At 69.5% G+C, this 21759-nt stretch carries 22 protein-coding genes; 8 read left to right on the forward strand and 14 right to left on the reverse strand.

Features of this window, described 5'->3' with window-relative positions:
- Positions 1 to 413: 413 nt before the first annotated feature.
- The 7 genes from ABD056_RS17235 to ABD056_RS17265 form a co-directional block, all read right to left on the reverse strand.
- Positions 414 to 2024, reverse strand: a complete 1611-nt coding sequence (locus ABD056_RS17235; RefSeq protein ID WP_343868647.1) for a carboxyl transferase domain-containing protein — start codon at positions 2022 to 2024, stop codon at positions 414 to 416.
- Between the two features lie 13 nt (positions 2025 to 2037).
- A complete protein-coding gene (locus ABD056_RS17240; protein ID WP_343868649.1) occupies positions 2038 to 2460 on the reverse strand; it encodes a rhodanese-like domain-containing protein in 423 nt (140 codons plus the stop codon).
- Between the two features lie 13 nt (positions 2461 to 2473).
- Positions 2474 to 3079, reverse strand: coding sequence for a 2-hydroxychromene-2-carboxylate isomerase (locus tag ABD056_RS17245; RefSeq protein ID WP_343868651.1), 606 nt, complete (start codon positions 3077 to 3079; stop codon positions 2474 to 2476).
- Between the two features lie 133 nt (positions 3080 to 3212).
- Positions 3213 to 3830: a carbonic anhydrase gene (locus ABD056_RS17250; RefSeq protein WP_343868653.1), complete on the reverse strand. Its 618-nt coding sequence runs from the start codon at positions 3828 to 3830 to the stop codon at positions 3213 to 3215.
- Positions 3827 to 4516, reverse strand: coding sequence for an SDR family oxidoreductase (locus ABD056_RS17255; protein WP_343868655.1), 690 nt, complete (start codon positions 4514 to 4516; stop codon positions 3827 to 3829). Before ABD056_RS17255 ends, ABD056_RS17250 begins: the two co-directional genes overlap by 4 nt.
- A 121-nt stretch (positions 4517 to 4637) precedes the next feature.
- Positions 4638 to 5825, reverse strand: coding sequence for an acetyl-CoA C-acetyltransferase (locus ABD056_RS17260; RefSeq protein WP_343868657.1), 1188 nt, complete (start codon positions 5823 to 5825; stop codon positions 4638 to 4640).
- A 247-nt stretch (positions 5826 to 6072) separates the two neighbouring features.
- Positions 6073 to 7251, reverse strand: a complete 1179-nt coding sequence (locus tag ABD056_RS17265; RefSeq protein WP_343868659.1) for an isovaleryl-CoA dehydrogenase — start codon at positions 7249 to 7251, stop codon at positions 6073 to 6075.
- Between the two features lie 199 nt (positions 7252 to 7450).
- Here ABD056_RS17265 and ABD056_RS17270 point away from each other — a divergent pair, with 199 nt between their 5' ends.
- A complete protein-coding gene (locus tag ABD056_RS17270; RefSeq protein ID WP_343868661.1) occupies positions 7451 to 9583 on the forward strand; it encodes an ATP-binding protein in 2133 nt (710 codons plus the stop codon).
- Here ABD056_RS17270 and ABD056_RS17275 read toward each other — a convergent pair.
- Both ABD056_RS17275 and ABD056_RS17280 read right to left on the reverse strand, forming a co-directional pair.
- On the reverse strand, positions 9570 to 9881 hold the full coding sequence (locus ABD056_RS17275; protein WP_343868664.1) for a hypothetical protein: 312 nt from the start codon (positions 9879 to 9881) through the stop codon (positions 9570 to 9572). The two genes, ABD056_RS17270 and ABD056_RS17275, sit on opposite strands and share 14 nt — an antisense overlap.
- A 104-nt stretch (positions 9882 to 9985) precedes the next feature.
- Positions 9986 to 10693, reverse strand: a complete 708-nt coding sequence (locus ABD056_RS17280) for a DUF4142 domain-containing protein (RefSeq protein ID WP_343868667.1) — start codon at positions 10691 to 10693, stop codon at positions 9986 to 9988.
- 164 nt (positions 10694 to 10857) lie between these two features.
- On the opposite strand from ABD056_RS17280, the gene ABD056_RS17285 reads away from it, so the two are divergent.
- From ABD056_RS17285 to ABD056_RS17315, 7 genes are all read left to right on the forward strand, one after another.
- Positions 10858 to 11055 carry a periplasmic nitrate reductase, NapE protein gene (locus ABD056_RS17285; RefSeq protein ID WP_343868727.1) on the forward strand — a complete coding sequence of 66 codons (198 nt, stop codon included), beginning with the start codon at positions 10858 to 10860 and terminating at the stop codon, positions 11053 to 11055.
- Positions 11056 to 11111: 56 nt separating this feature from the next.
- Positions 11112 to 11648, forward strand: a complete 537-nt coding sequence (gene napF, locus ABD056_RS17290; RefSeq protein WP_343868670.1) for a ferredoxin-type protein NapF — start codon at positions 11112 to 11114, stop codon at positions 11646 to 11648.
- On the forward strand, positions 11645 to 11965 hold the full coding sequence (locus tag ABD056_RS17295; protein ID WP_343868672.1) for a chaperone NapD: 321 nt from the start codon (positions 11645 to 11647) through the stop codon (positions 11963 to 11965). The genes napF and ABD056_RS17295 overlap by 4 nt, the downstream gene beginning before the upstream one ends.
- Positions 11962 to 14454 carry a nitrate reductase catalytic subunit NapA gene (gene napA, locus ABD056_RS17300; protein WP_343868674.1) on the forward strand — a complete coding sequence of 831 codons (2493 nt, stop codon included), beginning with the start codon at positions 11962 to 11964 and terminating at the stop codon, positions 14452 to 14454. Before ABD056_RS17295 ends, napA begins: the two co-directional genes overlap by 4 nt.
- A 9-nt stretch (positions 14455 to 14463) precedes the next feature.
- Positions 14464 to 14931: a nitrate reductase cytochrome c-type subunit gene (locus ABD056_RS17305; protein ID WP_343868675.1), complete on the forward strand. Its 468-nt coding sequence runs from the start codon at positions 14464 to 14466 to the stop codon at positions 14929 to 14931.
- On the forward strand, positions 14928 to 15599 hold the full coding sequence (locus tag ABD056_RS17310) for a NapC/NirT family cytochrome c (protein ID WP_425545051.1): 672 nt from the start codon (positions 14928 to 14930) through the stop codon (positions 15597 to 15599). Before ABD056_RS17305 ends, ABD056_RS17310 begins: the two co-directional genes overlap by 4 nt.
- 73 nt (positions 15600 to 15672) lie before the next feature.
- Positions 15673 to 15927: a hypothetical protein gene (locus ABD056_RS17315; protein WP_343868677.1), complete on the forward strand. Its 255-nt coding sequence runs from the start codon at positions 15673 to 15675 to the stop codon at positions 15925 to 15927.
- A gap of 16 nt (positions 15928 to 15943) precedes the next feature.
- Here the strand turns inward: ABD056_RS17315 and ABD056_RS17320 are convergent, their stop codons facing one another.
- From ABD056_RS17320 to ABD056_RS17340, 5 genes are read right to left on the reverse strand one after another with little or no spacing between them, the layout of a single operon-like run.
- Entirely contained in the window at positions 15944 to 16702 is a 759-nt protein-coding gene (locus ABD056_RS17320) for an iron ABC transporter ATP-binding protein (protein WP_343868678.1), read from the reverse strand.
- Positions 16699 to 17670: an iron chelate uptake ABC transporter family permease subunit gene (locus tag ABD056_RS17325; protein ID WP_343868679.1), complete on the reverse strand. Its 972-nt coding sequence runs from the start codon at positions 17668 to 17670 to the stop codon at positions 16699 to 16701. Before ABD056_RS17325 ends, ABD056_RS17320 begins: the two co-directional genes overlap by 4 nt.
- A complete protein-coding gene (locus ABD056_RS17330; RefSeq protein ID WP_343868680.1) occupies positions 17660 to 18622 on the reverse strand; it encodes an ABC transporter permease in 963 nt (320 codons plus the stop codon). The genes ABD056_RS17325 and ABD056_RS17330 overlap by 11 nt, the downstream gene beginning before the upstream one ends.
- A 51-nt stretch (positions 18623 to 18673) precedes the next feature.
- A complete protein-coding gene (locus ABD056_RS17335) occupies positions 18674 to 19606 on the reverse strand; it encodes a siderophore ABC transporter substrate-binding protein (RefSeq protein WP_343868682.1) in 933 nt (310 codons plus the stop codon).
- A gap of 44 nt (positions 19607 to 19650) precedes the next feature.
- Entirely contained in the window at positions 19651 to 21696 is a 2046-nt protein-coding gene (locus tag ABD056_RS17340; protein ID WP_343868684.1) for a TonB-dependent receptor domain-containing protein, read from the reverse strand.
- Between the last annotated feature and the right edge of the window lie 63 nt (positions 21697 to 21759).

A 21759-nucleotide genomic window follows, 5' to 3' on the forward strand; every position in this document is an offset into this window, starting at 1 on the left:
TGAAAACCCGCCGCCCCTTCGTCCCGACTTGACGCCCGACACGGTATCTCAGGCGCCGGGCGGGGAGGCTCCCGCCTCCCCTTGGCTCACGCCGCTTGCGCGGCGCCGGCCCGGTCGGGCCGGCCGCGTTCCATGGGAACGCGGTGGCTTGCTCGGGCGCCGGAGAGGTTGGTTTGCCCTCAGGCGCCGGGCGGGGAGGCTCCCGCCTCCCCTTGGCTCACGCCGCTTGCGCGGCGCCGGCCCGGTCGGGCCGGCCGCGTTCCATGGGAACGCGGTGGCTTGCTCGGGCGCCGGAGAGGTTGGTTTGCCCTCAGGCGCCGGGCGGGGGCTGACCGCCCCCTTGGCTCACGCCGCTTGCGCGGCGCCGGCCCGGTCGGGCCGGTCGAGGGGCGATAGCATCGCCCCTCGGGGCATTACATCCGGAACACGCCGAAGCGGGTCGGCGGGATCGGGGCGTTGAGCGAGGCGGACAGGCCGAGCGCCAGCGTCATGCGCGTCTCCGCCGGGTCGAGCACGCCGTCGTCCCACAGGCGGGCGCTGGCATAGAACGGGTGGCCCTGGTGCTCGTACTGCTCGCGGATGGGGGCCTTGAAGGCTTCCTCCTCCGCCGCCGGCCACTGGCCGCCGCGGGCCTCGATGCCGTCGCGGCGCACGGTCGCCAGCACGCCGGCCGCCTGCTCGCCGCCCATGACCGAGATGCGCGAGTTCGGCCACATCCACAGGAAGCGCGGGCCATAGGCGCGGCCGCACATGCCGTAGTTGCCGGCGCCGAAGCTGCCGCCGATGAGGACGGTGAACTTGGGCACCTGGGCGCAGGACACCGCCGTCACCATCTTGGCGCCGTCCTTAGCGATGCCGCCGTTCTCGTACTTCCGCCCGACCATGAAGCCGGTGATGTTCTGCAGGAACACCAGCGGAATGCCGCGCTGGCTGCACAGTTCCACGAAATGCGCCCCTTTGAGCGCGCTTTCCGAGAACAGAATGCCGTTGTTGGCCACGATGCCGACCGGATAGCCCATGATGCGGGCGAAGCCGGTGACCAGGGTGTTGCCATAGTTGGCCTTGAACTCGTCGAACCGCGAGCCGTCCACCAGCCGGGCGATCACCTCACGCACGTCGTAGGGCTTGCGGGTGTCCTTGGGGATGACGCCGTAGATCTCGCGCGGGTCGTAGAGCGGGTCTTCCGGCGTCGTCAGGTCCAGCGGCACCTGCTTGCGGTGGTTGAGGTTCGCCACCACCCGGCGGGCCAGGTGCAGGGCGTGGGTGTCGTCCATGGCGTAGTGGTCGGTGACGCCGCTGATCTTGCAGTGGACGTCGGCGCCGCCCAGGTCCTCGGCCGAGACTTCCTCGCCGGTCGCCGCCTTCACCAGCGGCGGGCCGCCGAGGAAGATGGTGCCCTGGTTGCGCACGATGATGCTCTCGTCTGACATGGCCGGCACATAGGCGCCGCCGGCGGTGCACGATCCCATCACCACGGCGATCTGCGGGATGCCCATGGCCGACATGGTGGCCTGGTTGTAGAAGATGCGGCCGAAGTGCTCCTTGTCGGGGAAGACCTCGTCCTGCTTGGGCAGGAAGGCGCCGCCACTGTCCACCAGATAGATGCACGGCAGGCGGTTTTCCTTGGCGATTTCCTGCGCCCGCAGGTGCTTCTTCACCGTCATGGGGTAGTAGGTGCCGCCCTTCACCGTCGCGTCGTTGGCGACGATGACGCATTCCACCCCCGACACCCGGCCGATGCCGGTGATGACGCCGGCCGCCGGCACGTCGTCCTCGCCGTACATCTGGAAGGCGGCCAGCTGGCTGAACTCCAGGAAGGGCGAGCCGACATCCAGCAGGGTGCGGACGCGGTCGCGGGGCAGCAGCTTGCCGCGGGCGAGGTGCTTCTCGCGCGCCTTCTCGCCGCCGCCCTGCTTGATGCGGGCGACCACCTCGCGCAGTTCGGCGACCTGCCGCTCCATGTGGGCGGCGTTGGCGCGGAAGTCCTCGGACCGGGGGTTGAGGGCACTCTTCAGGACGGTCATGGTGGGCAGGACCTCAGCCGTTCTTCTGGGACGAAGGGGAATGGGCGGGGCGGGCGACGGTGGGGAGGCCGGCCTTGCTCCAGGCCTCGAACCCGCCGTCGATGTGGGCCACGGGCGCAAGGCCCATGTCCTGGACGGTCTTGGTGGCAAGCGCCGACCGCCAGCCGGCGGCGCAGTAGAAGACGAAGGTCTTCGCCGCGGCGAACACCGGCTTGTGGTAGGGGCTGTCGGGATCGACCCAGAACTCCAGCATGCCGCGCGGGGCATGGAAGGCGCCGGGGATCAGGCCCGCCCGCTCCAGCTCGCGCACGTCGCGGATGTCGACGAACTGCACCGCCGGATCGTCCAGCAGCGCCGCCGCCTCGGCCGGGGAGAGGGTCTTCACCTCCGCCAGCGCCTCGTCGACCAGGGCGCGGTAGCCTTTCTTCATGGCCATGCCGTGCCCCTCCTCACCAGCCGCCGCGTTCGAGCCATGCAGACAGCATGGGAAGGCGGTCGGCGCCCCAGAACGGTTCGCCGTCGACGATCATGAACGGGCTGCCGAACACGCCCTTGGCCAGCGCCGCCTCGGTCTCCTGCTTCAGGCGGACCTTGATCTCGGGCGAGCCGATGGCGGCCAGGAAGGCGTCGCGGTCCACCCCCAGGGCGGCGGCGATGTCGGCGCTCGCCTCCGGGGCGGAGACGTCGGTGCCTTCGACGAAATAGGCGCTGTAGGCGGCCAGGCTGAAGCGCTTGGCCAGCTGCGGGTCCTGGTCCCACAGCCAGTAATGGCCGCGGGCCGGCGCCTGACTGGCGATGGGGAACACCGCCGGCATGCGGAAGGGCACGTTGTGATAGCGGCAGGAGCGGGCGAAATCGTGCTTGGAGTAGTCACCCTTCAGCGGCACTTCGGTCAGCGGCGCCATCTGCGTCGCCTTGAACACCACGCCGAGCAGGATCGGCTTCCACACCACCGGACGGTCGTGGGCGGCGCCGATGTCCTCGATGAGGGTGGCGGCCAGATAGCCGTAGGGCGAGCTGTAGTCGAAGTAGAACTCGATGGGGCCCTTGGTCATGGCCGATACGCCTCCCTTGGAAGGCGGAGCCGCGGCCGCCCGATGCGGCGACGGCTCCGCCCGTCTGTTCCTCCCCAGACCGGGCCGCAGGGGCGCCGTGTCTGGCCTGCTAACCGAGTGCGCGCTTCTTTGGTCAGACGCGCTTCTCGTACTCCCCGGTTTCCCGGTTGAGTTCCCACAGATTGCCGGTCTCGATCTGGAACCACCACCCGTGCAGGTCCAGCTTGCCGGCCTCCACCCGCTCCGCCACCCAGGGGAAGGTGAGCAGGTTTTCCAGCGACACCTTGATGGCGGCCTTCTCCGCCTCGTCCGAATGCTCGTGGCCGCCGGCGTCGCCGCAGATGGACACCCACTGGCCGACGAAGTCGCGCCCGGCCAGCGCCGTTTCATCCTGCGCCGCCGACATCAGCGCCCGGATGCCGCCGCAGCGCGAATGGCCGAGGATGACGATGTGTTCCACCTTCAGGTCGCGCACCGCATATTCCAGCGCCGCCGAAGTACCGTGATAGGCGCCGTCCGGCGCATAGGGCGGCACCATGTTGGCGACGTTGCGGACGATGAAGATCTCCCCCGGCTCGGAATTGGTGATGATGGCCGGGTCCACGCGGCTGTCGGAACAGGCGATCATCAGCACCTTCGGGGTCTGGCCGCGGTCGACCAGATCGCGGATGCGCTCCGGCCGCTGTTCGTAGTAAAGGGCGTGGAAGCCACGGAAGCCGGCGATCAGCCGGTCCACGGGGTTGTGCGTCACCAGGGGATCTCCTTGCCGCTGTAGTCGAAGAACCGGCCGGTGGTCTCGATCGACAGCCCGTCGATGACCTGCCGCAGGCCGGTGACGCTTTCCTCCGTGGTGATGAGCGCGTTGGGTCCGCCCATGTCTGTCTTTACCCAGCCGGGATGCAGCAGCACGACGCTGATGCCGCGCGCCACAAGGTCCAGGCCGAGGGTCTTGCCCACCATGTTCACGGCCGCCTTCGACGACCGGTAGATGACCGCCCCGCCCGAGGTATTGTCGGCGATGGAGCCCATCTGGCTGGTGAGGATGGCCACCTTCGCCGCCGGCGCCGCATCCAGGCACGGGGCCAGCGCCTCGGTCAGCAGCAGGGGGGCGATGGTGTTGATGCGAAACGTGTCGAGCCACGCCGCCGCATCGACGCTGCCGAACTCCTGCGCCGTCCGGTCGCCGCCGTAGGTGCCGGCATTGTGGATCAGCAGATCCACCGGCTGGCCCGCCAGCCGCTGGCCGAAGGCCCGGATGGCCGCCGGATCGCTCACATCCAGCGACTCGACGGTGATGCCCGGCAGCCCGGTCAGGGCCTGCGGCGCCCGTGCGGCATCGCGCACGGCGGCGATCACCCGCCAGCCGCCCTGGGCGTACTGGCGGGCAAACTCCAGCCCGATGCCGCGATTGCAGCCGGTGATGACGACGGTCGGCATGCTCCTCCTCCTCTTTCCGTTGACGGTCGGCGCCGAGAATGGGGGACCGGCCGGCCGAGGGCAAGCCGGTCCCCGAGGGGCGACCGCCACGGATGGGCGGGCGGGAAGCGAGCGGGGCCTGTCAGTGGACCTCGATCGCCATGGCGGTCGCCTCGCCACCGCCGATGCACAGGCTGGCGACGCCGCGCTTCAGCCCGTTCTTTTTCAGTGCGTTGATGAGAGTGACGAGGATGCGCGCGCCCGACGCGCCGATGGGGTGACCCAGGGCACAGGCGCCGCCGTGGATGTTGACCTTGTCGTGCGGCAGGTCGAGGTCGCGCATGGCCGCCATGGTGACGACGGCGAAGGCCTCGTTGATCTCCCACAGGTCGACGTCCTTGGCGCTCCAGCCCACCTTGGCCAGCACCTTCTCGATGGAGCCGATGGGGGCGGTGGTGAACCAGCGCGGCTCGCGGGCGTCGGTCGCGTGGCCGACGACGGTGGCGAGCGGCGTCAGGCCGCGCTTTTCCGCCTCCGACCGGCGCATCATCACCAGCGCCGCGGCGCCGTCGGAGATGGACGAGCTGTTGGCGGCGGTGACGGTGCCGTCCTTGCGGAAGGCCGGCTTCAGGGTGGGGATCTTCTCGATGTTGGCCTTGAACGGCTGTTCGTCGGCATCCACCACCGTCTCGCCCTTGCGGCCCTGCACGGTGACGGCGGCGATCTCGGCCTTGAACGACCCGTCCTCGTTGGCCTTCTTGGCGCGGGCCAGCGACGCGATGGCGAAGTCGTCCATCGACTCGCGGGTGAACTGGTAGTGCTGGGCGGTGTCTTCGGCGAAGGTGCCCATCAGGCGGCCCTTGTCGTAGGCGTCTTCCAGCCCGTCGAGGAACATGTGGTCCTTGACCTCGCCGTGACCCATGCGCAGGCCGGCGCGGGCCTTGGGCAGGATGTAGGGGGCGTTGGTCATGCTCTCCATGCCGCCGGCGATCATGATGTCGCTGGTGCCGGCCAGCAGCATGTCGTTGGCGAACATGGCGGCGCGCATGCCCGAGCCGCACATCTTGTTGATGGTGGTGCAGCCGGCGGCGTCCGGCAGACCGGCACCGCGCGACGCCTGGCGCGCCGGCGCCTGGCCGAGGCCGGCGGGCAGCACGAGGCCCATGATGACCTCCTGCACGTCTTCCTTCGCCACGCCGGCGCGCTCCAGCGCGGCGGTGATGGCGACGGCGCCCAGTTCCGGCGCGGTCATGTCCTTCAGATCACCCTGGAAGCCGCCCATGGGCGTGCGGGCGGCACCGACGATGACGACGGGATCGGAAGCGGTCATGTGTCTGTCTCTCCCATTGGACAAAAGCGGCCGGAGGCTTGTTCAGGAAAACCACAAAGACACCAAGACACCAAGAGGCTGCGGCGGGTCGGCAGGCGCTGCGGCGTCGGGCCGGGCGGGACTCTCCTGCGGCCTGCGGCCGCAATGTCTTCCCGTCGCCTCCGCCGCTCCACCGCCGACCCGGACCCCGGCCTGACGGCTTGCACGGCACCTTGGTGTCTTTGTGCCTTGGTGGTTCAAAACCCGGTCAGGCAGTTTCGTTGAACAGCTCGCGGCCGATGAGCATGCGGCGGATTTCGCTGGTGCCGGCGCCGATTTCATACAGCTTGGCGTCGCGCAGCAGGCGGCCCGTCGGGTATTCGTTGATGTAGCCGTTGCCGCCCAGCGTCTGGATCGCCTCCAGCGCCATCCAGGTGGCCTTCTCGGCGGAGTAGAGGATCGCGCCGGCGCAGTCCTTGCGGCTGGTCTCGCCGCGGTCGCAGGCCTGGCCGACGGCATAGACATAGGCCTTGGCGGTGTTCATGGCCACGTACATGTCGGCGATCTTGCCCTGCATCAGCTGGAACTCGCCGATGGCGGTGCCGAACTGGCGGCGTTCGTGGATGTAGGGCACCACCACGTCCATGCACGCCACCATGATGCCGAGCGGACCGCCGGCGAGCACGGCGCGCTCGTAATCCAGGCCGCTCATCAGCACGCGGACGCCCTTGCCGACCTCGCCCAGCACGTTCTCTTCCGGCACCTCGCAGTCCTCGAACACCAGTTCGCAGGTGTTGGAGCCGCGCATGCCCAGCTTGTCGAGCTTCTGCGCCGTCGAAAAGCCCTTCATGCCCTTCTCGATCAGGAAGGCGGTGATGCCCTTCGGGCCGGCGTTGACGTCGGTCTTGGCGTAGACCACCAGGGTGTCGGCGTCGGGGCCGTTGGTGATCCACATCTTGTTGCCGTTGAGGACGTAGCGGTCGCCCTTCCTGTCGGCGCGGGTGCGCATGCCGACCACGTCCGACCCGGCGCCCGGCTCCGACATCGCCAGCGCGCCGACGTGTTCGCCGGAGATCAGCTTCGGCAGGTACTTTTCCTTCTGCGCCTGGGTGCCGTTGCGGCGGATCTGGTTGACGCAGAGGTTGGAGTGGGCGCCGTAGGACAGGCCGACCGAGGCCGAGGCGCGGGAGATTTCCTCCATCGCCACGATGTGCGCCACATAGCCCATGCCGGCGCCGCCGTACTCTTCCTCCGCCGTCAGGCCGAGCAGGCCGAGGTCGCCGAACTTGCGCCACAGGTCCATGGGGAATTCGTTGTTGCGGTCGATGTCCGCGGCGCGGGGGGCGATTTCAGCCGCGGCGAAGTTGCGGACGCTGTCGCGCAGCATCTCGACCTCTTCCCCCAGGGGAAAGTTCAGGCTGGGAAAGCTGATGGCGTTCGGGGTCATGGGGCCGTCGTCCTCTCGTCGAACCTTCGTGGCGCTCCCGCCGGGGCGGCCTCTGCGGGCCCCTCGTCCGGCTGTGGGGCGAGACTACTTTACGTTAACGTAAACGTCAACAACGAACCGAACCCTTGCCCGACGTCAAAGACGGTCCGGCCGCGATCCGTCCTCATGGAGGAAAAGCCGACCACACAGGGGGGACACCATGCGGTTCGAGCTTAAGGACCAGCTGCACGGGCGCTGGGAACGCATCGGCGTGCTGCTGCGGCGGCGCCTGCTGGCGTTCCTGCTGCTGATCGGGGCGACGGCGCTAGGCGGCTACACCACCTTCCTGCTGGTGGTGGTGGAGGGGGCGGAGCTGGGTGGCCTGATCAACATGGTCGGACGCCAGCGCATGCTGTCGCACCGGGTGGCCATCGCCGCCCTGCAGGTGCGCGACGGCATGGCCAGTGGCGAGACGGTGGCGGCCGCCATCACCGCCAACCTGGACGCCATGGACATCGCCTTCGCGCGGCTCGACGACACCCTGGCCGCCGGTCTGCGCCTGCCCGACACGGCCGACGATGCCGCCCTGGCGGCGCTGCGGACGCACTACGACTCGCTGAAGGCCAATGCCCGCGTGGTGGCGCTGGAGGCCGGCCTGCTCACCAACGTGGAGGCGCTGGCCGCCGGTGACGAGGTGGCGCGGCTGGTGGCCGGGCCCTTCACCGAGGAACTGGAGCGGGTGATCAAGGCCCTGGAGCGCGCCTCCCGTCAGCGGCACGACCAGATCCGCCTCTATGCCGTGGCGGCGACGGCCGGCTTCATGGCGGTGCTGACCCTGCTCGGCGCCCGGCTGCTGTGGCCGCTCAGCCGCGACGTGGAAGGGGTGGTGCTGCATCTGGCGGAGCTTGAGACCTTCCAGCGCGCCGTGGTCGACCGCCTGCCCAACGGCCTGCTGGTGCTCGACGGCGACGACGGGGTGGTGGAGCAGATGAACGACGAGGCGGAACGCATCTTCGGCTGGTCGCGCGACGACCGGCCGCGCCTGACCGACCTGATGCCGGTGCCGCCGCGCCTGGAGGAAGATACCCGCGTCCGCGTCGCCGGCCTGTCGCGCCATGGCCGCGACCTGCACCTGGACGTGCGGGTGCGGGTGGCGGGGCGCCGCCACATCCTCATCGTCGCCGACGTCACCGCCGAGGTGGAGGCCCGCGCCGACGTGGCGGCCCTTTACGACGTGCTCGAGTCGCTGCCGGTCTGCGTCGTCATCACCGACTGCGACGGCCGCATCGAGTTCGTCAACGCCCGGTTCAGCGAGGTCACCGGCTACAGCCGCGACGAGGCGGTCGGCCGCACGCCCGCGCTGCTCAAGTCCGGCCGCACGCCGGTCGCCACCTACCGCGACCTGTGGCAGTCGCTGGCAGCCGGGCGCCAGTGGCGCGGCGAGATCCTCAACCGTCGCAGCAACGGCGAGCTGTTCTGGCAGTACGAGGCCATCACTCCGCTGCGCGACGGGCGCGGCCGCATCAGCCGCTACTTCGTCATCGGCGAGGACGTGACGCCCATGAAGGAGACGGAGGAACGCCTGCGCGCCGCCCTCATCAACGCCCAGGAAGCCAGCCGCGTGAAGTCCAACTTCCTGGCCAGCATGAGCCACGAGCTGCGCACGCCGCTCAATGCCATCATCGGCTATTCCGAACTGATGCAGATGCAGGTCAACGGCACCCTCAGCCCCGGCCACAGCGAGTACGTGGAGAGCATCCTGTTCTCCGGCCGGCACCTGCTCGACCTCATCAACGACCTGCTCGACCTGTCGAAGATCGAGGCGGGACAGATGGAACTGCACGAGGAAACCGTCGACCTGGCGGACATCGTCGACACCGCCGTATCGCTGGTGCGCGAGCTTTCCGCCCGCGCCGGCGTACCGGTGCGCACCCTGCTGCCCGACGGCAGCCTGCGGCTGCGGGTGGATGTGCTGCGGCTGCGGCAGGTGCTCATCAACCTGCTCACCAACGCCATCAAGTACAGCGAGCCCGGCTTCGCCGTGACGGTGACGGTGACCGTCGATGCCGCCGGGGTGGAGATGGCCGTCGAGGACCGCGGCAGCGGCATCGCCGAGGAGGACCTGGAGCGCGTGATGCAGCCCTTCGGCCAGGCCCGCAACGCCCTGGTGCGCGAGAAGGAGGGCACCGGCCTCGGCCTGCCCATCTGCCGCCGGCTGGTGGAACTGCACGGCGGCCGGCTCGACCTGCACAGCCGCCTTGGCGTCGGCACGCGGGCGACGGTGCGGCTGCCGGCGGAGCGGGTGGCGCCGGCCGCCCCGGCGGCGGTGCCGCTGCGGGTCAAGTCCGGCTGAAGGCCAGTTCGCCCTCGCTCAGCGGCACCCGGTCGCCGGCCTGGATGCAGGCGTCGATGACCTCGGCGGCGATGTCCTGGATGGCGTCGGGCAGGCCGCAACGCTGGTAGAGGCCGAAACCCATGGCCTGCAGGCAGTGGTAGGCGGCGCTCACCCGCTGGCCGGCGCGGCAGGCGGCGACCGCCTCGCCCACATGACGGCGGGCGGGGCAGAGGGCGCAGCGCGGCTGCGTCGCCTGCCGCCGCTCGGCCTCCTCCAGATGGTGTGCAAGGCGCTGCAGCCGCTTGTATCCCGGCATGGCGCGGTCTCCCCCTGTGACGATCCCTCCGCCGTTCATACGGGGGAATGGGGCGCGCGGCGGCAATGATGCCGGGTAACGGGGGCGTCAGTCGGTTCAGTTGTTCAGTCGGTGGTGACGCGGCCCTCGCCATGGTCGCTGTAGGGCGCCTCCTCGGACTGCGGCGTCACCTCCGACGGCCGCGCCGCCTGCTCCGGCGCCGCCCCCACCGGCCCCTGGTCGACCGGCACATGATCCAGCCGCAGCGCCTGCGACCGTTCGTGATGGCCGCGCATCACCGCCTCCATCTCGTCGGCGGCGGCGCGCACATCGGGATCGTCGGTCTGGGCGGCCAGCTTCTTCACCGTGTTGTACTGCCGCATGTGGGCGCGGGCGACGTGGAACACATAGGCATCGTCCAGCGCCTGCCCCTCCAGGGTCGACATCCGGGCCAGCACCTGCTGGTCGCGGGTGTCCATCAGCTCCGGCACCGGCAGGCCGCGGGCCTCGAACAGCGCCGCCAGACGGTCGTTGAAGGCGGCGTGGTCCCTGGCGGTTTCGGCGGCGTAGGTCTGCACCTCGGCATTGGCGCCGCGCTCGGCCACCTGTTCCGAGAAGGCGACGACGGCCATGCCGCGCTCCATGGCCTCGGCCATCAGCTGGGCGCCGTGGCCGGCCTGGACCAGCGATTCCAGCGTCGCCGTCCCCGGCTCCGCCTGCGCCTCCGCCGAGGGCTCCGGCTGGCCCTGGGCCTCCGTCTGGGCGTGCGCCGGCAGCGCCACCAGGGCCGTCAGCAGGCCCGTCGCCATCACCGTGGTCAGCCGCCGTGCCATTGCGCCGCTCCTTCCGCCTGAGGTCACCGGGGATCTGGAAAGACAACACGGCAAAGGGGAAAACGGTTGCGCGGCAAACAAGATCGGCAACCAAAACAGCAGATGGACCATTAAACCAGGAAAGATCGCTCCGGGCTGCATTGTTGATTGCTGGGGAAAAGCCAATGGCGACAAGAAACGTCCATGATTCCGCCGCCGCGCCGACTCGCCCCGCCGCCACCAAAAAACAGGAAATCCTTATGTTCCTGGTTCTGGCGGTGCTGATCTGGCCGGTGATTACCATGGCCTTCATCGGCGCCTATGGCTTCATCGTGTGGATCACCCAGATGATCTTCGGGCCTCCCGGCCCGCCCTCGGTGTAACGCCGCCCGCCCGCGCCGCCGCCAACCGGAACCGGGAGAGGGAGGCCCGTTCCGCCATGACCGCCGCCACCACCACCGCCGCCGACCGCCCCAGCCGCCGCGCCTTCCTGCGCCTGCGCCGCCACGAGCCGCCGGCCCTGCGCCCGCCGTGGGCCGCCCCGCAGGCCGTCTTCAGCGACCTGTGCGACCGCTGCGGCGACTGCCTGCCGGCCTGCGGCGAGGGCATCCTGGTGCGCGGGGACGGCGGCTTTCCCACCGTCGACTTCAGCCGCGGCGAATGCACCTTCTGCGGCGACTGCGCTGCCGCCTGCCCCACCCCCGCCCTCGCCCGCACCGACCCCGCCGCGCCGCCCTGGCAGCTGACGGCGGTCATCGGCGACGGCTGCCTGACCGGCCTCGGCGTCGTCTGCCGCAGCTGTGGCGAGGCCTGCCCCACCGCCGCCATCACCTTCCGCATGGAGGTGGGGCGAAGTCCGCAGCCGCGCCTCGACCCGGCCGCCTGCACCGGCTGCGGCGCCTGCGTGGCGCCCTGCCCGGCCGCGGCGGTCAGCGTGCAGCCCTCCCCCCCGCCGACCACCGGAGACGACCGATGACCGAATGGCACATCGCCAGCGCCGTGGTGCACGCCCTGCCGCCCGGCCTCGCCGCCATGGACGCCCTGCTGCCGGAGATGCCGGGGGTGGAGGTGCACGCCGTGCAGGACGGCAAGGCGGTGCTGTCGCTGGAAGGGCCGAGCGACCGCGTCATCGCCGATCACCTCGCCCGCCTGCACCTGACGCCGGGGGTGCTGTCGGCGGTGCTGGTCTACCACCACGTGCTGCCGGCGGAGGATGCCGGCCTTCCCGCCTCCGCCCCGTCCAGTCATCCAGATTCCGCCGCCGCGCCGCGCCACGGAGGGACCGCGCCATGACCATCAACCGTCGAGACTTCCTGAAATCCCAGGCCGTCGCCACCGCCGCCCTGGCGGCCGGCATCAGCGCCCCCGCCATGGCCCAGACCATGACCGGCGGCCCGCCCACCGAGCTGAAATGGTCCAAGGCCCCCTGCCGCTTCTGCGGCACCGGCTGCGGCGTCATGGTGGCGGTGAAGGACGACCGCGTCGTCGCCACCCACGGCGACATGCAGGCGGAGGTCAACCGCGGCCTCAACTGCGTGAAGGGCTACTTCCTGTCCAAGATCATGTACGGCGAGGACCGCCTGACCACGCCGCTGCTGCGCATGCGCGACGGCCAGTACAGCAAGGACGGCGAGTTCCAGCCGGTGTCGTGGGACCAGGCCTTCGACGTCATGGCCGAGCAGTTCAAGCGGGTGCTGCGCGAGAAGGGGCCGACCGCCGTCGGCATGTTCGGCTCCGGCCAGTGGACCATCTGGGAGGGCTATGCCGCCTCCAAGCTGATGCGCGCCGGCTTCCGCACCAACAACCTCGACCCCAACGCGCGGCACTGCATGGCCTCGGCGGCGGTGACCTTCATCCGCGCCTTCGGCATGGACGAGCCCATGGGCTGCTACGACGACATCGAGCACGCCGACGCCTTCGTCCTGTGGGGCTCCAACATGGCGGAGATGCACCCGATCCTGTGGACGCGGGTGGCCGACCGCCGGCTGAGCCACCCCGATGCGCGGGTGGCGGTGCTGTCGACCTACCAGCACCGCAGCTATGACCTTGCCGACGTCGCCATGACCTTCACCCCGGGGACCGACCTCGCGATCCTCAACTTCATCGCCAACCACATCATCCAGTCCGGCCGGGTCAACCGCGAGTTCGTCGACGCCCACTGCACCTTCCACCGCGGCGCCGTCGACATCGGCTATGGCCTGCGCGAGGACCACGAGTTGGAGATGCGGGCGGAGAACGCCCGCCGCGCCGGCGACAGCGAACCCATCGGCTTCGACGAATTCGCCAAGTCGGTGGAGGAATTCACCCTCGACCACACCGCCGAACTGACCGGCGTGCCGCGCGAGCGGCTGGAGCAGCTGGCGGAGATGTATGCCGACCCGAACGTCAAGGTGATGTCGTTCTGGACCATGGGCGTCAACCAGCACGTCCGCGGCGTCTGGGCCAACCACCTGATCTATAACCTGCACCTGCTGACCGGCAAGATCAGCGAGCCCGGCAACAGCCCGTTCTCCCTCACCGGCCAGCCCTCGGCCTGCGGCACGGCGCGCGAGGTGGGGTGCTTCGCCCACCGCCTGCCGGCCGACATGGTGGTGACCAACGAAAACCACCGTGCCGTGGCCGAACGCATCTGGAAGCTGCCGAGCGGGCATCTGCCCGGGCAGGTCGGCTATCACGCCGTGCAGATGGACCGCAAGCTGCGCGACGGCGAGCTGAACGCCTTCTGGATCATGTGCAACAACAACCTGCAGGCCGCCGCCAACACGACGCAGGAGACCTACCCCGGCTATCGCAACCCGTCCAACTTCATCGTCGTCACCGACGCCTATCCCACCGTCACCGCCATGGCCGCCGACCTGATCCTGCCGGCCGCCATGTGGGTGGAGAAGGAAGGCGGCTACGGCAACGCCGAACGCCGCACCCACTTCTGGCACCAGCTGGTGCCGGCGCCGGGCGAGGCGCGGTCCGACCTGTGGCAGCTGGTGGAGTTCTCCAGGCGCTTCACCACCGACGAGGTGTGGCCGGAGGAAACCCTCGCCAACTTCCCCGACTACCGCGGCAAGACGCTCTATGAGGTGCTGTTCGCCAACGGCGAGGTGAACCAGTACCCGGTGGAGCAGATCGAGGCCGGCTACGCCAACCACGAGGCGGAACTGCTCGGCTTCTACGTCCAGAAGGGGCTGTTCGAGGAATACCGCAAGTTCGGCCTCGGCAAGGCCCACGACCTCGCCCCCTTCGACACCTACCACGAGGTCCGCGGCCTGCGCTGGCCGGTGGTGGAAGGGCGCGAAACCCTGTGGCGGTATCGCGAGGGGCTTGATCCCTATGTGCCGGCCGGGGCGGGCGTCGCCTTCTACGGCATGCCCGACAACCGCGCCAAGATGATCAGCTACCCCTACGAGCCGCCGGCGGAAACCCCCGACGACGAGTTCAACCTGTGGCTGGTCACCGGGCGGGTGCTGGAACACTGGCATACCGGCTCCATGACCCAGCGGGTGCCGGAGATCCACCGCTCGTTCCCCAACGCGGTGCTCTACATGCACCCCGACGACGCCGCCGAGCGCGGCCTGCGCCGGGGGTCGGAGGTGTGGGTGCGGTCGCGCCGCGGCGAGGTGCGCACCCGCGTGGAGACGCGCGGCCGCAACCGCATGCCGCGCGGCGTCACCTTCATGCCCTTCTTCGACGCCACCCAGCTGGTGAACAAGGTCACCCTGGACGCCACCGACCCGATCTCCCGCCAGACGGACTTCAAGAAGAGCGCCGTCAAGGTCGAACCCGTGTGAGGAGCCGTCATGCGATCGACGATCCCCCTGCTGCTCGCCGTCGCCGCCGTGGTGCTCGCGCCGGTGGTTGCCGCCCAGGATGCCCGCGGACCCAACCCGCCGCAGCGCCCCTTCGCCGAAACCGCACCGGCGCCGGAAATGGCCAGCCCGGTCACCGATGAACGCCGCCAGCTGCGCGCCTACCCGGAACAGCCGCCGGTGATCCCGCACGCCATCCAGGGCTACGAGGTCAACCTGAACACCAACCGCTGCCTGACCTGCCACAGCCGCGTCTACACCCAGGCGGTGCAGGCGCCCATGGTCAGCGTCACCCACTACACCGACCGCGACGGCAACGTGCTCGGCTCGGTGGCGCCCCGGCGCTACTTCTGCACCCAGTGCCACGTGCAGCAGACCGACGCGCGGCCCCTGGTCAGCAACAGCTTCGTCGACATCGACTCCCTGTCCGGCGGCGCCGCGGGCGGGAGGCAGCAGTGAAAGGACTGTGGCACGCCCTGCGGCGGGCCTGGCAGATCATCGCCCGGCCCTCCGCCCACCTCTCCCTCGGCTTCCTGACCATCGGCGGCTTCGTCGCCGGCGTCATGTTCTGGGGCGGCTTCAACACCGCCATGGAGGCGACCAACACCGAGGCCTTCTGCACCTCCTGCCACGAGATGGAGAACAACGTCTTCGAGGAGATGAAGACCACCGTCCACTTCGCCAACAGCTCGGGCGTGCGGGCCACCTGCCCGGACTGCCACGTCCCCCACGAATGGACCGACAAGATCGCCCGCAAGATGCAGGCGTCGAAGGAGGTCTGGGGCACCATCTTCGGCACCATCAACACCCGCGACAAGTTCCTCGACAAGCGGCGGGAACTGGCGGAGCACGAATGGGCGCGGCTGAAGGCCAACGATTCGCTGGAATGCCGCAACTGCCACAGCGCCGAATCCATGGACATCACCCAGCAGCAGCCGCGGGCGGCGCGCGTCCATCAGGCCTTCCTGTTCACCGGCGAGCGGACCTGCATCGACTGCCACAAGGGCATCGCCCACCAGCTGCCCGACATGACGGGCGTGCCGCCGGGGTGGGATGAAGCGACCCTCGGCCAGCGCACCGGCAGCGGCGCGGCGGCGACACCGGCGACGGCACCGGCGGGGCAATAGGGGCGGTTCCCCGTGCCGGCGGAGCGTGCTACATGCGGTGGTCCCCGGACCACCGCATGAGGCCCCGCAGACAATGACCGACGCCCCGCCGCCCGCTGCCGACCCGTCGCGCGATCTCGACCGCCTGTGGCAGGACGACGCCCACTGGGGCCACGGCGCCATGGGCATGTACTTCTGCAAGGACGATCCGCGCCTGTTCGTGCGCAAGCGCCACGCCGCGTTCGGCCGCACCATCAACCTCGCCCATCGCCACGCCGGCTGGGTGCTGATGGCGCTGATCGTGCTGCCGGTGATGCTGGCGGTACTGGCCCGGCGGGCGGTGGAGTAGCGCCGCCGCCCAAGCCTCAGCCGTAGTAGACGACGATGCGCCGCCCGTCGATGGCGTGGACGCTGGCGCCGATGCCGTAGATGTCGTGGATGACCTCCGGCCGGATGATGTCCTCCGGCGTGCCCTGGTGGACGACGCGGCCGTCGCGCATGGCGACGATGCGGTCGGAGTAGCAGGACGCGAAGTTGATGTCGTGCAGCACCAGCACCACCGTCTTGCCGAAGGCGTCGGCGGCGCGGCGGAACACCTTCATCATGCTGACTGCATGACGCATGTCGAGGTTGTTGAGCGGCTCGTCCAGCAGCACGTAGTCGGTATCCTGGCACAGCACCATGGCGATGAAGGCGCGCTGGCGCTGGCCGCCCGACAGTTCATCCAGGAACCGCCCCTCCAGCCCGCCGAGGTCGAGGTGATCGAGCGCGCGGCGGATGTGGGTGCGGTCGTCCTCGGTCAGCCGGCCCTTGGAGTGGGGATAGCGGCCGAAGGCAACCAGATCGTGCACCGTCAGCCGCGACATGACGTGGTTGTCCTGCCGCAGGATGGACAGCTTGCGGGCCAGCACGTCGCCCGGCGCGGTGGCGACGTCCAGCCCCTCCACCAGCACCTGGCCGCTGCTCATGGGTAGCAGGCGGCTGATCATGGACAGCAGCGTCGACTTGCCGGCGCCGTTGCCGCCGACGATGGAGATGATGCCGCCGGCCGGCAGGGTGAGGGTGACATCGTTCACCACCACCGCCGCGCCGTAGGACTTGCTGACCGACCGGACCTCGATCATCGCGCCGCACCTCGCACCAGAAGGAACAGGAAGAACAGACCGCCGACGAACTCGATGATGATGACCAGCGCGGTGTCGAAGCCGAACAGCCGCTCCAGCGCCAGCTGCCCGAGCACCAGCGTGATCACCCCCACCAGCACCGCCGCCGGCAGGATCAGCATGTGGCGGTGGGAGGCGACGAGCATGTAGGCGAGGTTGGCCACCAGCAGGCCGAAGAAGGTCACCGGCCCGACCAGCGCCGTCGACACCGCCACCAGCACCGCCACCACCACCAGAATGCCGGTGACCACACGGCGGTACTCTATGCCCAGGTTCACAGAGGTATCGCGGCCGAGCGCCAGCACGTCCAGCGTCCGCCGCCACCGCCAGCCGAGCACCGACACCGCCAGCACCACCAGGGCCGACACCAGCAGCAGGTCGGGGTTCACCCGGTTGAAGCTGGCGAACAGGCGGTCCTGCAGGACGATGAACTCGTTCGGGTCGATGATGCGCTGCAGGAACTCGGTCAGGCTGCGGAACAGGATGCCGAACACGATGCCGACCAGCATCATCAGGTGCAGGCTGCGCATGCCGCCGGAAAACAGCCAGCGGTACAGCAGCACCGAGAAGCCGACCATCACCACCACCTCGAACGCGAACCGCAGGCGCGGGTCGACTGCCGAGGTCTGGGCGGCGCCGAGGGAGAACACCAGCACCGTCTGCACCAGCCGATAGAGAAAGTCGAAGCCCATGATGGCGGGGGTGAGGATGCGGTTGGTGGTCACCGTCTGGAAGAGCACGGTGGACACGCCGATGGCATAGGCCACCAGCACCATGGTCGCCACCTTGGTGCCGCGGAAGCTGAGGATGAAGCTCCACTTGCCGCGGGCGTCGATGGTCATGAACAGCACGACGGACAGGGCGGCGACGGCGCCCAGCAGCGCCAGCACCACGGCGGGGGAAGGCAGGCGGCGGCGGTCAGGCTGCATGGCTGTTCTTCCGCAGCAGCAGGTAGAGGAAGACGACGCTGCCGATGATGCCCATCATGGTGCCGATGGGAATTTCGAAGGGATGGATCACCAGCCGCCCGACGATGTCGCAGGCCAGCACCAGCCCGGCCCCCAGGCCCGCCACATAGGGCAGCGACCGGCGCATGTTGTCGCCCATCATCAGGCTGATGACGTTCGGCACCACCAGCCCGAGGAAGGGGATCATGCCGCAGGTCACCACCACCACCGCCGTCACCAGCGACACGATGACGAGGCCGAGCGACACCACCCGGCGGTAGTTGAGCCCCAGGTTGGCGGTGAAGTCCTCGCCCATGCCGGCCACCGTGAAGCGGTCGGCGGTGATGTAGGCCAGCACCGTCAGCCCGAAGGACAGGTAGAGCAGTTCATAGCGGCCGCGGATGACGCCCGAGAAGTCGCCCGTCGTCCACCCCACCAGCGACTGCAGCAGGTCGTAGCGATAGGCGAAGAAGGCGGTGACGGCGCTGATGACGCCGCCCAGCATGATGCCCACCAGCGGCACCACCAGCGGCGAGCGCAGCGGCACCCGCCGCAGGATGGCCAGGAACAGCGCCGTGCCGGCCAGGGCGCAGGCGGCGGAAAAGATCATCCGCACCACCACCGGCAGGTCGGGCAGGAAGAAGGTGATGACCAGGATGCCGAGAATGGCGGATTCGGCGGTGCCGGCCGTCGCCGGCTCGACGAACTTGTTGCGCGCCAGCATCTGCATGATCAGCCCGCACACCGCCATGCCGGCGCCGGCCAGCATCAGCGCCACGGTGCGCGGCACGCGGCTGGCCAGCAGCACCTCCAGCGCCGTGTCGCTGGCCTCGGGTCCGACCAGCGACGCCCACGACACGGCGCTGACGCCGACGAACAGGCTCGCCCCGGCAAGGGCAAGCACGCAGACCAGGGGGAGGAGGAAGCGGAGCATGGCGGCGGAGGACCAGGGACGGCGAAGGGAGGCACGGGCCGGACAGGGCCCTTACTGGGTGCGGGCGCCGGCCAGGGCGGCGGCGATGGCGTCGACGTTCTGCTGCGCCGCCTGGATGCCGGTGCCGACCAGGTACCAGGTCATGGGGTTCAGGTAGACCACCTGGCCCTTCTGCCAGGCGGTGGTGCGGCGCACGATGTCGTTGTCCAGGAACTGCTGCGCCGCCTGACCGTCGCGGCCGATGCCGGCATCGCGATCGATGACGAACAGCCAGTCGGGGTTGGTCTCCAGGATGAACTCGTGCGAGATGGGCTGGCCGTGGTTGCCGATCTGCAGGTGCGGCGCCGCCGGCGGCACGCCGAAGCTGTCGTGGATGACGCCGAAGCGCGAGCCGGGGCCGTAGGCGCTCATCTTGCCGCCGGTGGTCAGCACCAGCAGGCCGGGGTCGGCATTGGCGGCAGTGGTGCGCAGGGCGGCGATGGAGGCATCGAGCTTCTCCACCAGCGCCGCCGCCTCCGCCTCCTTGCCGAACAGGCGGCCGAGCAGCAGGGTGTTGTCGCGGGTGCCCTCGACGTATTTCTCGGCCGGCACCGTCAGGTCGATGGTCGGCACCATGCGGGACAGCTCGGCATACTTGGCGGCGGAGCGGCCGCCGACGATCACCAGGTCCGGCTCCTCGGCGTTGACGGTCTCGTAGTTCGGTTCGAAGAAGCTGCCGATCTCCAGCACCTTGCCGCCGGCGTATTCCTCAAGATAGGCCGGCTTGTTGCCGGTGGGCACGCCGGCCACCGGCACGCCCAGCGCATCCAGGATGTCGAGCGCCGCCAGATCGTAGACGAACAGCTTCTGCGGCACCGCCGGCAGGGTGGTCTCGCCGCTGGCGTGCGGGATGGTCAGGTCGGCCGCCTGCACGGCGCCGGCCGCCAGGGTCAGGCCGAGGGCGACGGCGGCGGAAGCGAAGGTGCGTCGGGTCATGTGCAGCATGCTTTTTCCCTTCCCCAGGTCAGTGGGTGGCTGAGACAGGCGGGTCAGAACGTGGCGGTGATGGAGGCGAAGAAGGCGCGGCCGTCCTCGCGGTAGTTGTAGCCCTCGCCCTCCGGCGTCTCGTCGAACACGTTGAGGACGCCGCCGCGCAGGGTGAGGCTGTCGGTGAGGTCATAGGCCGCCGACAACGACACCGTGGTGTAGGGGTCGACGCTCTGGGCGATCAGGGTTTCCGGGCTGGCGACATAATCCACCTGCTCCCCCATATACTGGGCCGTCAGGGTGACGCGCAGGTCGTCGCGCGCCTGCCAGGTCAGGTCGGTGTTGACGCTCAGTTCCGGGCTGCTGCTGAGCGGCATGCCGGTGGTGAGGTTCTTCGCCTCGATCATGTAGGTGAAGCTGGTGGTCCAGCTGAGGGTGTCGTGCAGCGGCACGGTGACGCCGCCCTCGATGCCGCTGGTGCGCGCCTTGTCGACGTTGATGCGCTGCACGTACTTGGTGCCGTTGGGCAGGATCAGCGACGCCGTGCGGGCGGAGGTGATCAGGTTCTCGATGTCGTTGTGGAAGTAGGTGACGTTGGCGGCCCAGCCGTCGTGGTCGTAGTAGAGGCCGACTTCCTTGCTCTTGCTGGTTTCCGGCTGCAGGTCGGGATTGCCCACCATCTCGCACGGGCCGCCGACGGCGCCGCAGCCGCGCCCGCGCGAAGTGGTGACCCAGTAGGGGTTCAGTTCCCGCAGGTCCGGGGCCTTGAAGGCCTCGGCATAGCCGCCCTTCACGGTGACGGCGTCGGTGATGTGGTAGACGCCGTAGAGCCGCGGGCTGAAGTGCTCGCCGAACTTCTCATGGTGGTCCATGCGCACGCCGGCGGTGACGCTGAAGGCATCGGTGACATAAGCCGTGTCCTCGACGAACAGGGCATAGGTCGTCACGTCCGCCGTGCTCGGCCCGGTGATGCCGAGCAGGGTGTTGAACTTGCCGGTGTTTTCCGGATCGTCCAGTTCCTGATACCGGGCCTCGCCGCCGATGTTGACGGTCTGTGGCACCACCAGGTCCAGCGGCAGCGACAGCTTGCCGTCGACGGTGTAGGACGTCGCCTCGATGCCGTCGCCGAGGGTGAGGCCGGCGGCATTGGTGATGGTGTGCTCGTTCTTGGCCTTCTCCACATACGCCCGCACGGTGGAGGTGCCGAAGTCCCACGCGCCGGTGTGGCCGATGGAGGCGCCGAGGCGGGTCATGGTGGTGGGGTTGCTGTTTTCCACCCCGTCCAGGGCGAGGTAATCCTGCTCGCCGTAGGACAGACCGAGGTCGACGGTCTGCGCTTCGGTCAGGGCGATGGACAGGTCGCCGCTGAGGTCGCGGTTCCTGGTGCCCTCGCGCGGATTGGCGATGGCCGCCGAGTCGCTGCCGGTGCGGCTGTAGCCGCCGTAGACGCGCAACGCCATGCGGTCGGGGATCAGCGGGCCGGCGGTGTAGAAGGTGACCTTGCCGGTGTCGCCGTGATCGTCGTCCTGCTGCACGATGGTCTCGGCGGTGACCGATCCGCTCCAGGTGTCGCCGCCCTTGCGGGTGATGATGTTGACCACGCCGCCCAGCGCGTCGGAGCCGTAGAGCGTCGACATGGGGCCGCGCACCACCTCGATGCGCTCGATGCCCTCGACCGGCACCCAGTTGGTATCGCCGCGGTAGTGGCGGAAGGTGGTGAGGCCGCCGTCCACCCGCTTGCCGTCGATGAGGATGAGGGTGTAGCTGCTGCCAAGGCCGCGGATGCTGACGCCGCGGGTGCCGTCGCTGCCGAACTGCATATTGACGCCCGGCACCGTGCGCAGCACCTCGTTGATGTCCGACACCGGGCGCTTCTCGATGTCCTGGCGGGAAATGACGGAGATGCTGGCCGGGGCGTCGCGCAGGTCGGTCTCCGCCGCCGAGGCGCTGACCACCATCTGCTTCAGCATCACCGCCTCGCCGCCCGCCTCGGCCGGGGGTTCGGCCTGGTCCTGCGCCTGCACCGCCCCGGCCGGGAGGCCGAGCAGCGCCGCCGCCGCCAGTCCGCCCGCCAGCCGGGCCCGCAATCCGCCAGTCGTTGCCGCCATTGCCACCATCTCCTTCAGACACACAAAGCCCCCTCCGGCGCCCGCGTCGGGGCCGCCGGCGTA

Source organism: Caenispirillum bisanense (assembly GCF_039523075.1).
In the GTDB taxonomy this organism is placed as follows: domain Bacteria; phylum Pseudomonadota; class Alphaproteobacteria; order Rhodospirillales; family Rhodospirillaceae; genus Caenispirillum; species Caenispirillum bisanense.

Bases quoted from the DNA above. Each gene is read 5' to 3' on its own strand.
- ABD056_RS17255 (WP_343868655.1), bottom strand. From the start codon at position 4,516: ATGCCGACCGTCGTCATCACCGGCTGCAATCGCGGCATCGGGCTGGAG.
- ABD056_RS17270 (WP_343868661.1), top strand. From the start codon at position 7,451: ATGCGGTTCGAGCTTAAGGACCAGCTGCACGGGCGCTGGGAACGCATC.
- napA (WP_343868674.1), top strand. From the start codon at position 11,962: ATGACCATCAACCGTCGAGACTTCCTGAAATCCCAGGCCGTCGCCACC.
- ABD056_RS17325 (WP_343868679.1), bottom strand. From the start codon at position 17,670: ATGCAGCCTGACCGCCGCCGCCTGCCTTCCCCCGCCGTGGTGCTGGCG.
- ABD056_RS17315 (WP_343868677.1), top strand. From the start codon at position 15,673: ATGACCGACGCCCCGCCGCCCGCTGCCGACCCGTCGCGCGATCTCGAC.
- ABD056_RS17320 (WP_343868678.1), bottom strand. From the start codon at position 16,702: ATGATCGAGGTCCGGTCGGTCAGCAAGTCCTACGGCGCGGCGGTGGTG.
- ABD056_RS17295 (WP_343868672.1), top strand. From the start codon at position 11,645: ATGACCGAATGGCACATCGCCAGCGCCGTGGTGCACGCCCTGCCGCCC.
- ABD056_RS17245 (WP_343868651.1), bottom strand. From the start codon at position 3,079: ATGACCAAGGGCCCCATCGAGTTCTACTTCGACTACAGCTCGCCCTAC.
- napF (WP_343868670.1), top strand. From the start codon at position 11,112: ATGACCGCCGCCACCACCACCGCCGCCGACCGCCCCAGCCGCCGCGCC.
- ABD056_RS17330 (WP_343868680.1), bottom strand. From the start codon at position 18,622: ATGCTCCGCTTCCTCCTCCCCCTGGTCTGCGTGCTTGCCCTTGCCGGG.
- ABD056_RS17260 (WP_343868657.1), bottom strand. From the start codon at position 5,825: ATGACCGCTTCCGATCCCGTCGTCATCGTCGGTGCCGCCCGCACGCCC.
- ABD056_RS17240 (WP_343868649.1), bottom strand. From the start codon at position 2,460: ATGGCCATGAAGAAAGGCTACCGCGCCCTGGTCGACGAGGCGCTGGCG.
- ABD056_RS17340 (WP_343868684.1), bottom strand. From the start codon at position 21,696: ATGGCGGCAACGACTGGCGGATTGCGGGCCCGGCTGGCGGGCGGACTG.
- ABD056_RS17280 (WP_343868667.1), bottom strand. From the start codon at position 10,693: ATGGCACGGCGGCTGACCACGGTGATGGCGACGGGCCTGCTGACGGCC.
- ABD056_RS17335 (WP_343868682.1), bottom strand. From the start codon at position 19,606: ATGCTGCACATGACCCGACGCACCTTCGCTTCCGCCGCCGTCGCCCTC.
- ABD056_RS17305 (WP_343868675.1), top strand. From the start codon at position 14,464: ATGCGATCGACGATCCCCCTGCTGCTCGCCGTCGCCGCCGTGGTGCTC.
- ABD056_RS17235 (WP_343868647.1), bottom strand. From the start codon at position 2,024: ATGACCGTCCTGAAGAGTGCCCTCAACCCCCGGTCCGAGGACTTCCGC.
- ABD056_RS17285 (WP_343868727.1), top strand. From the start codon at position 10,858: ATGGCGACAAGAAACGTCCATGATTCCGCCGCCGCGCCGACTCGCCCC.
- ABD056_RS17275 (WP_343868664.1), bottom strand. From the start codon at position 9,881: ATGCCGGGATACAAGCGGCTGCAGCGCCTTGCACACCATCTGGAGGAG.
- ABD056_RS17265 (WP_343868659.1), bottom strand. From the start codon at position 7,251: ATGACCCCGAACGCCATCAGCTTTCCCAGCCTGAACTTTCCCCTGGGG.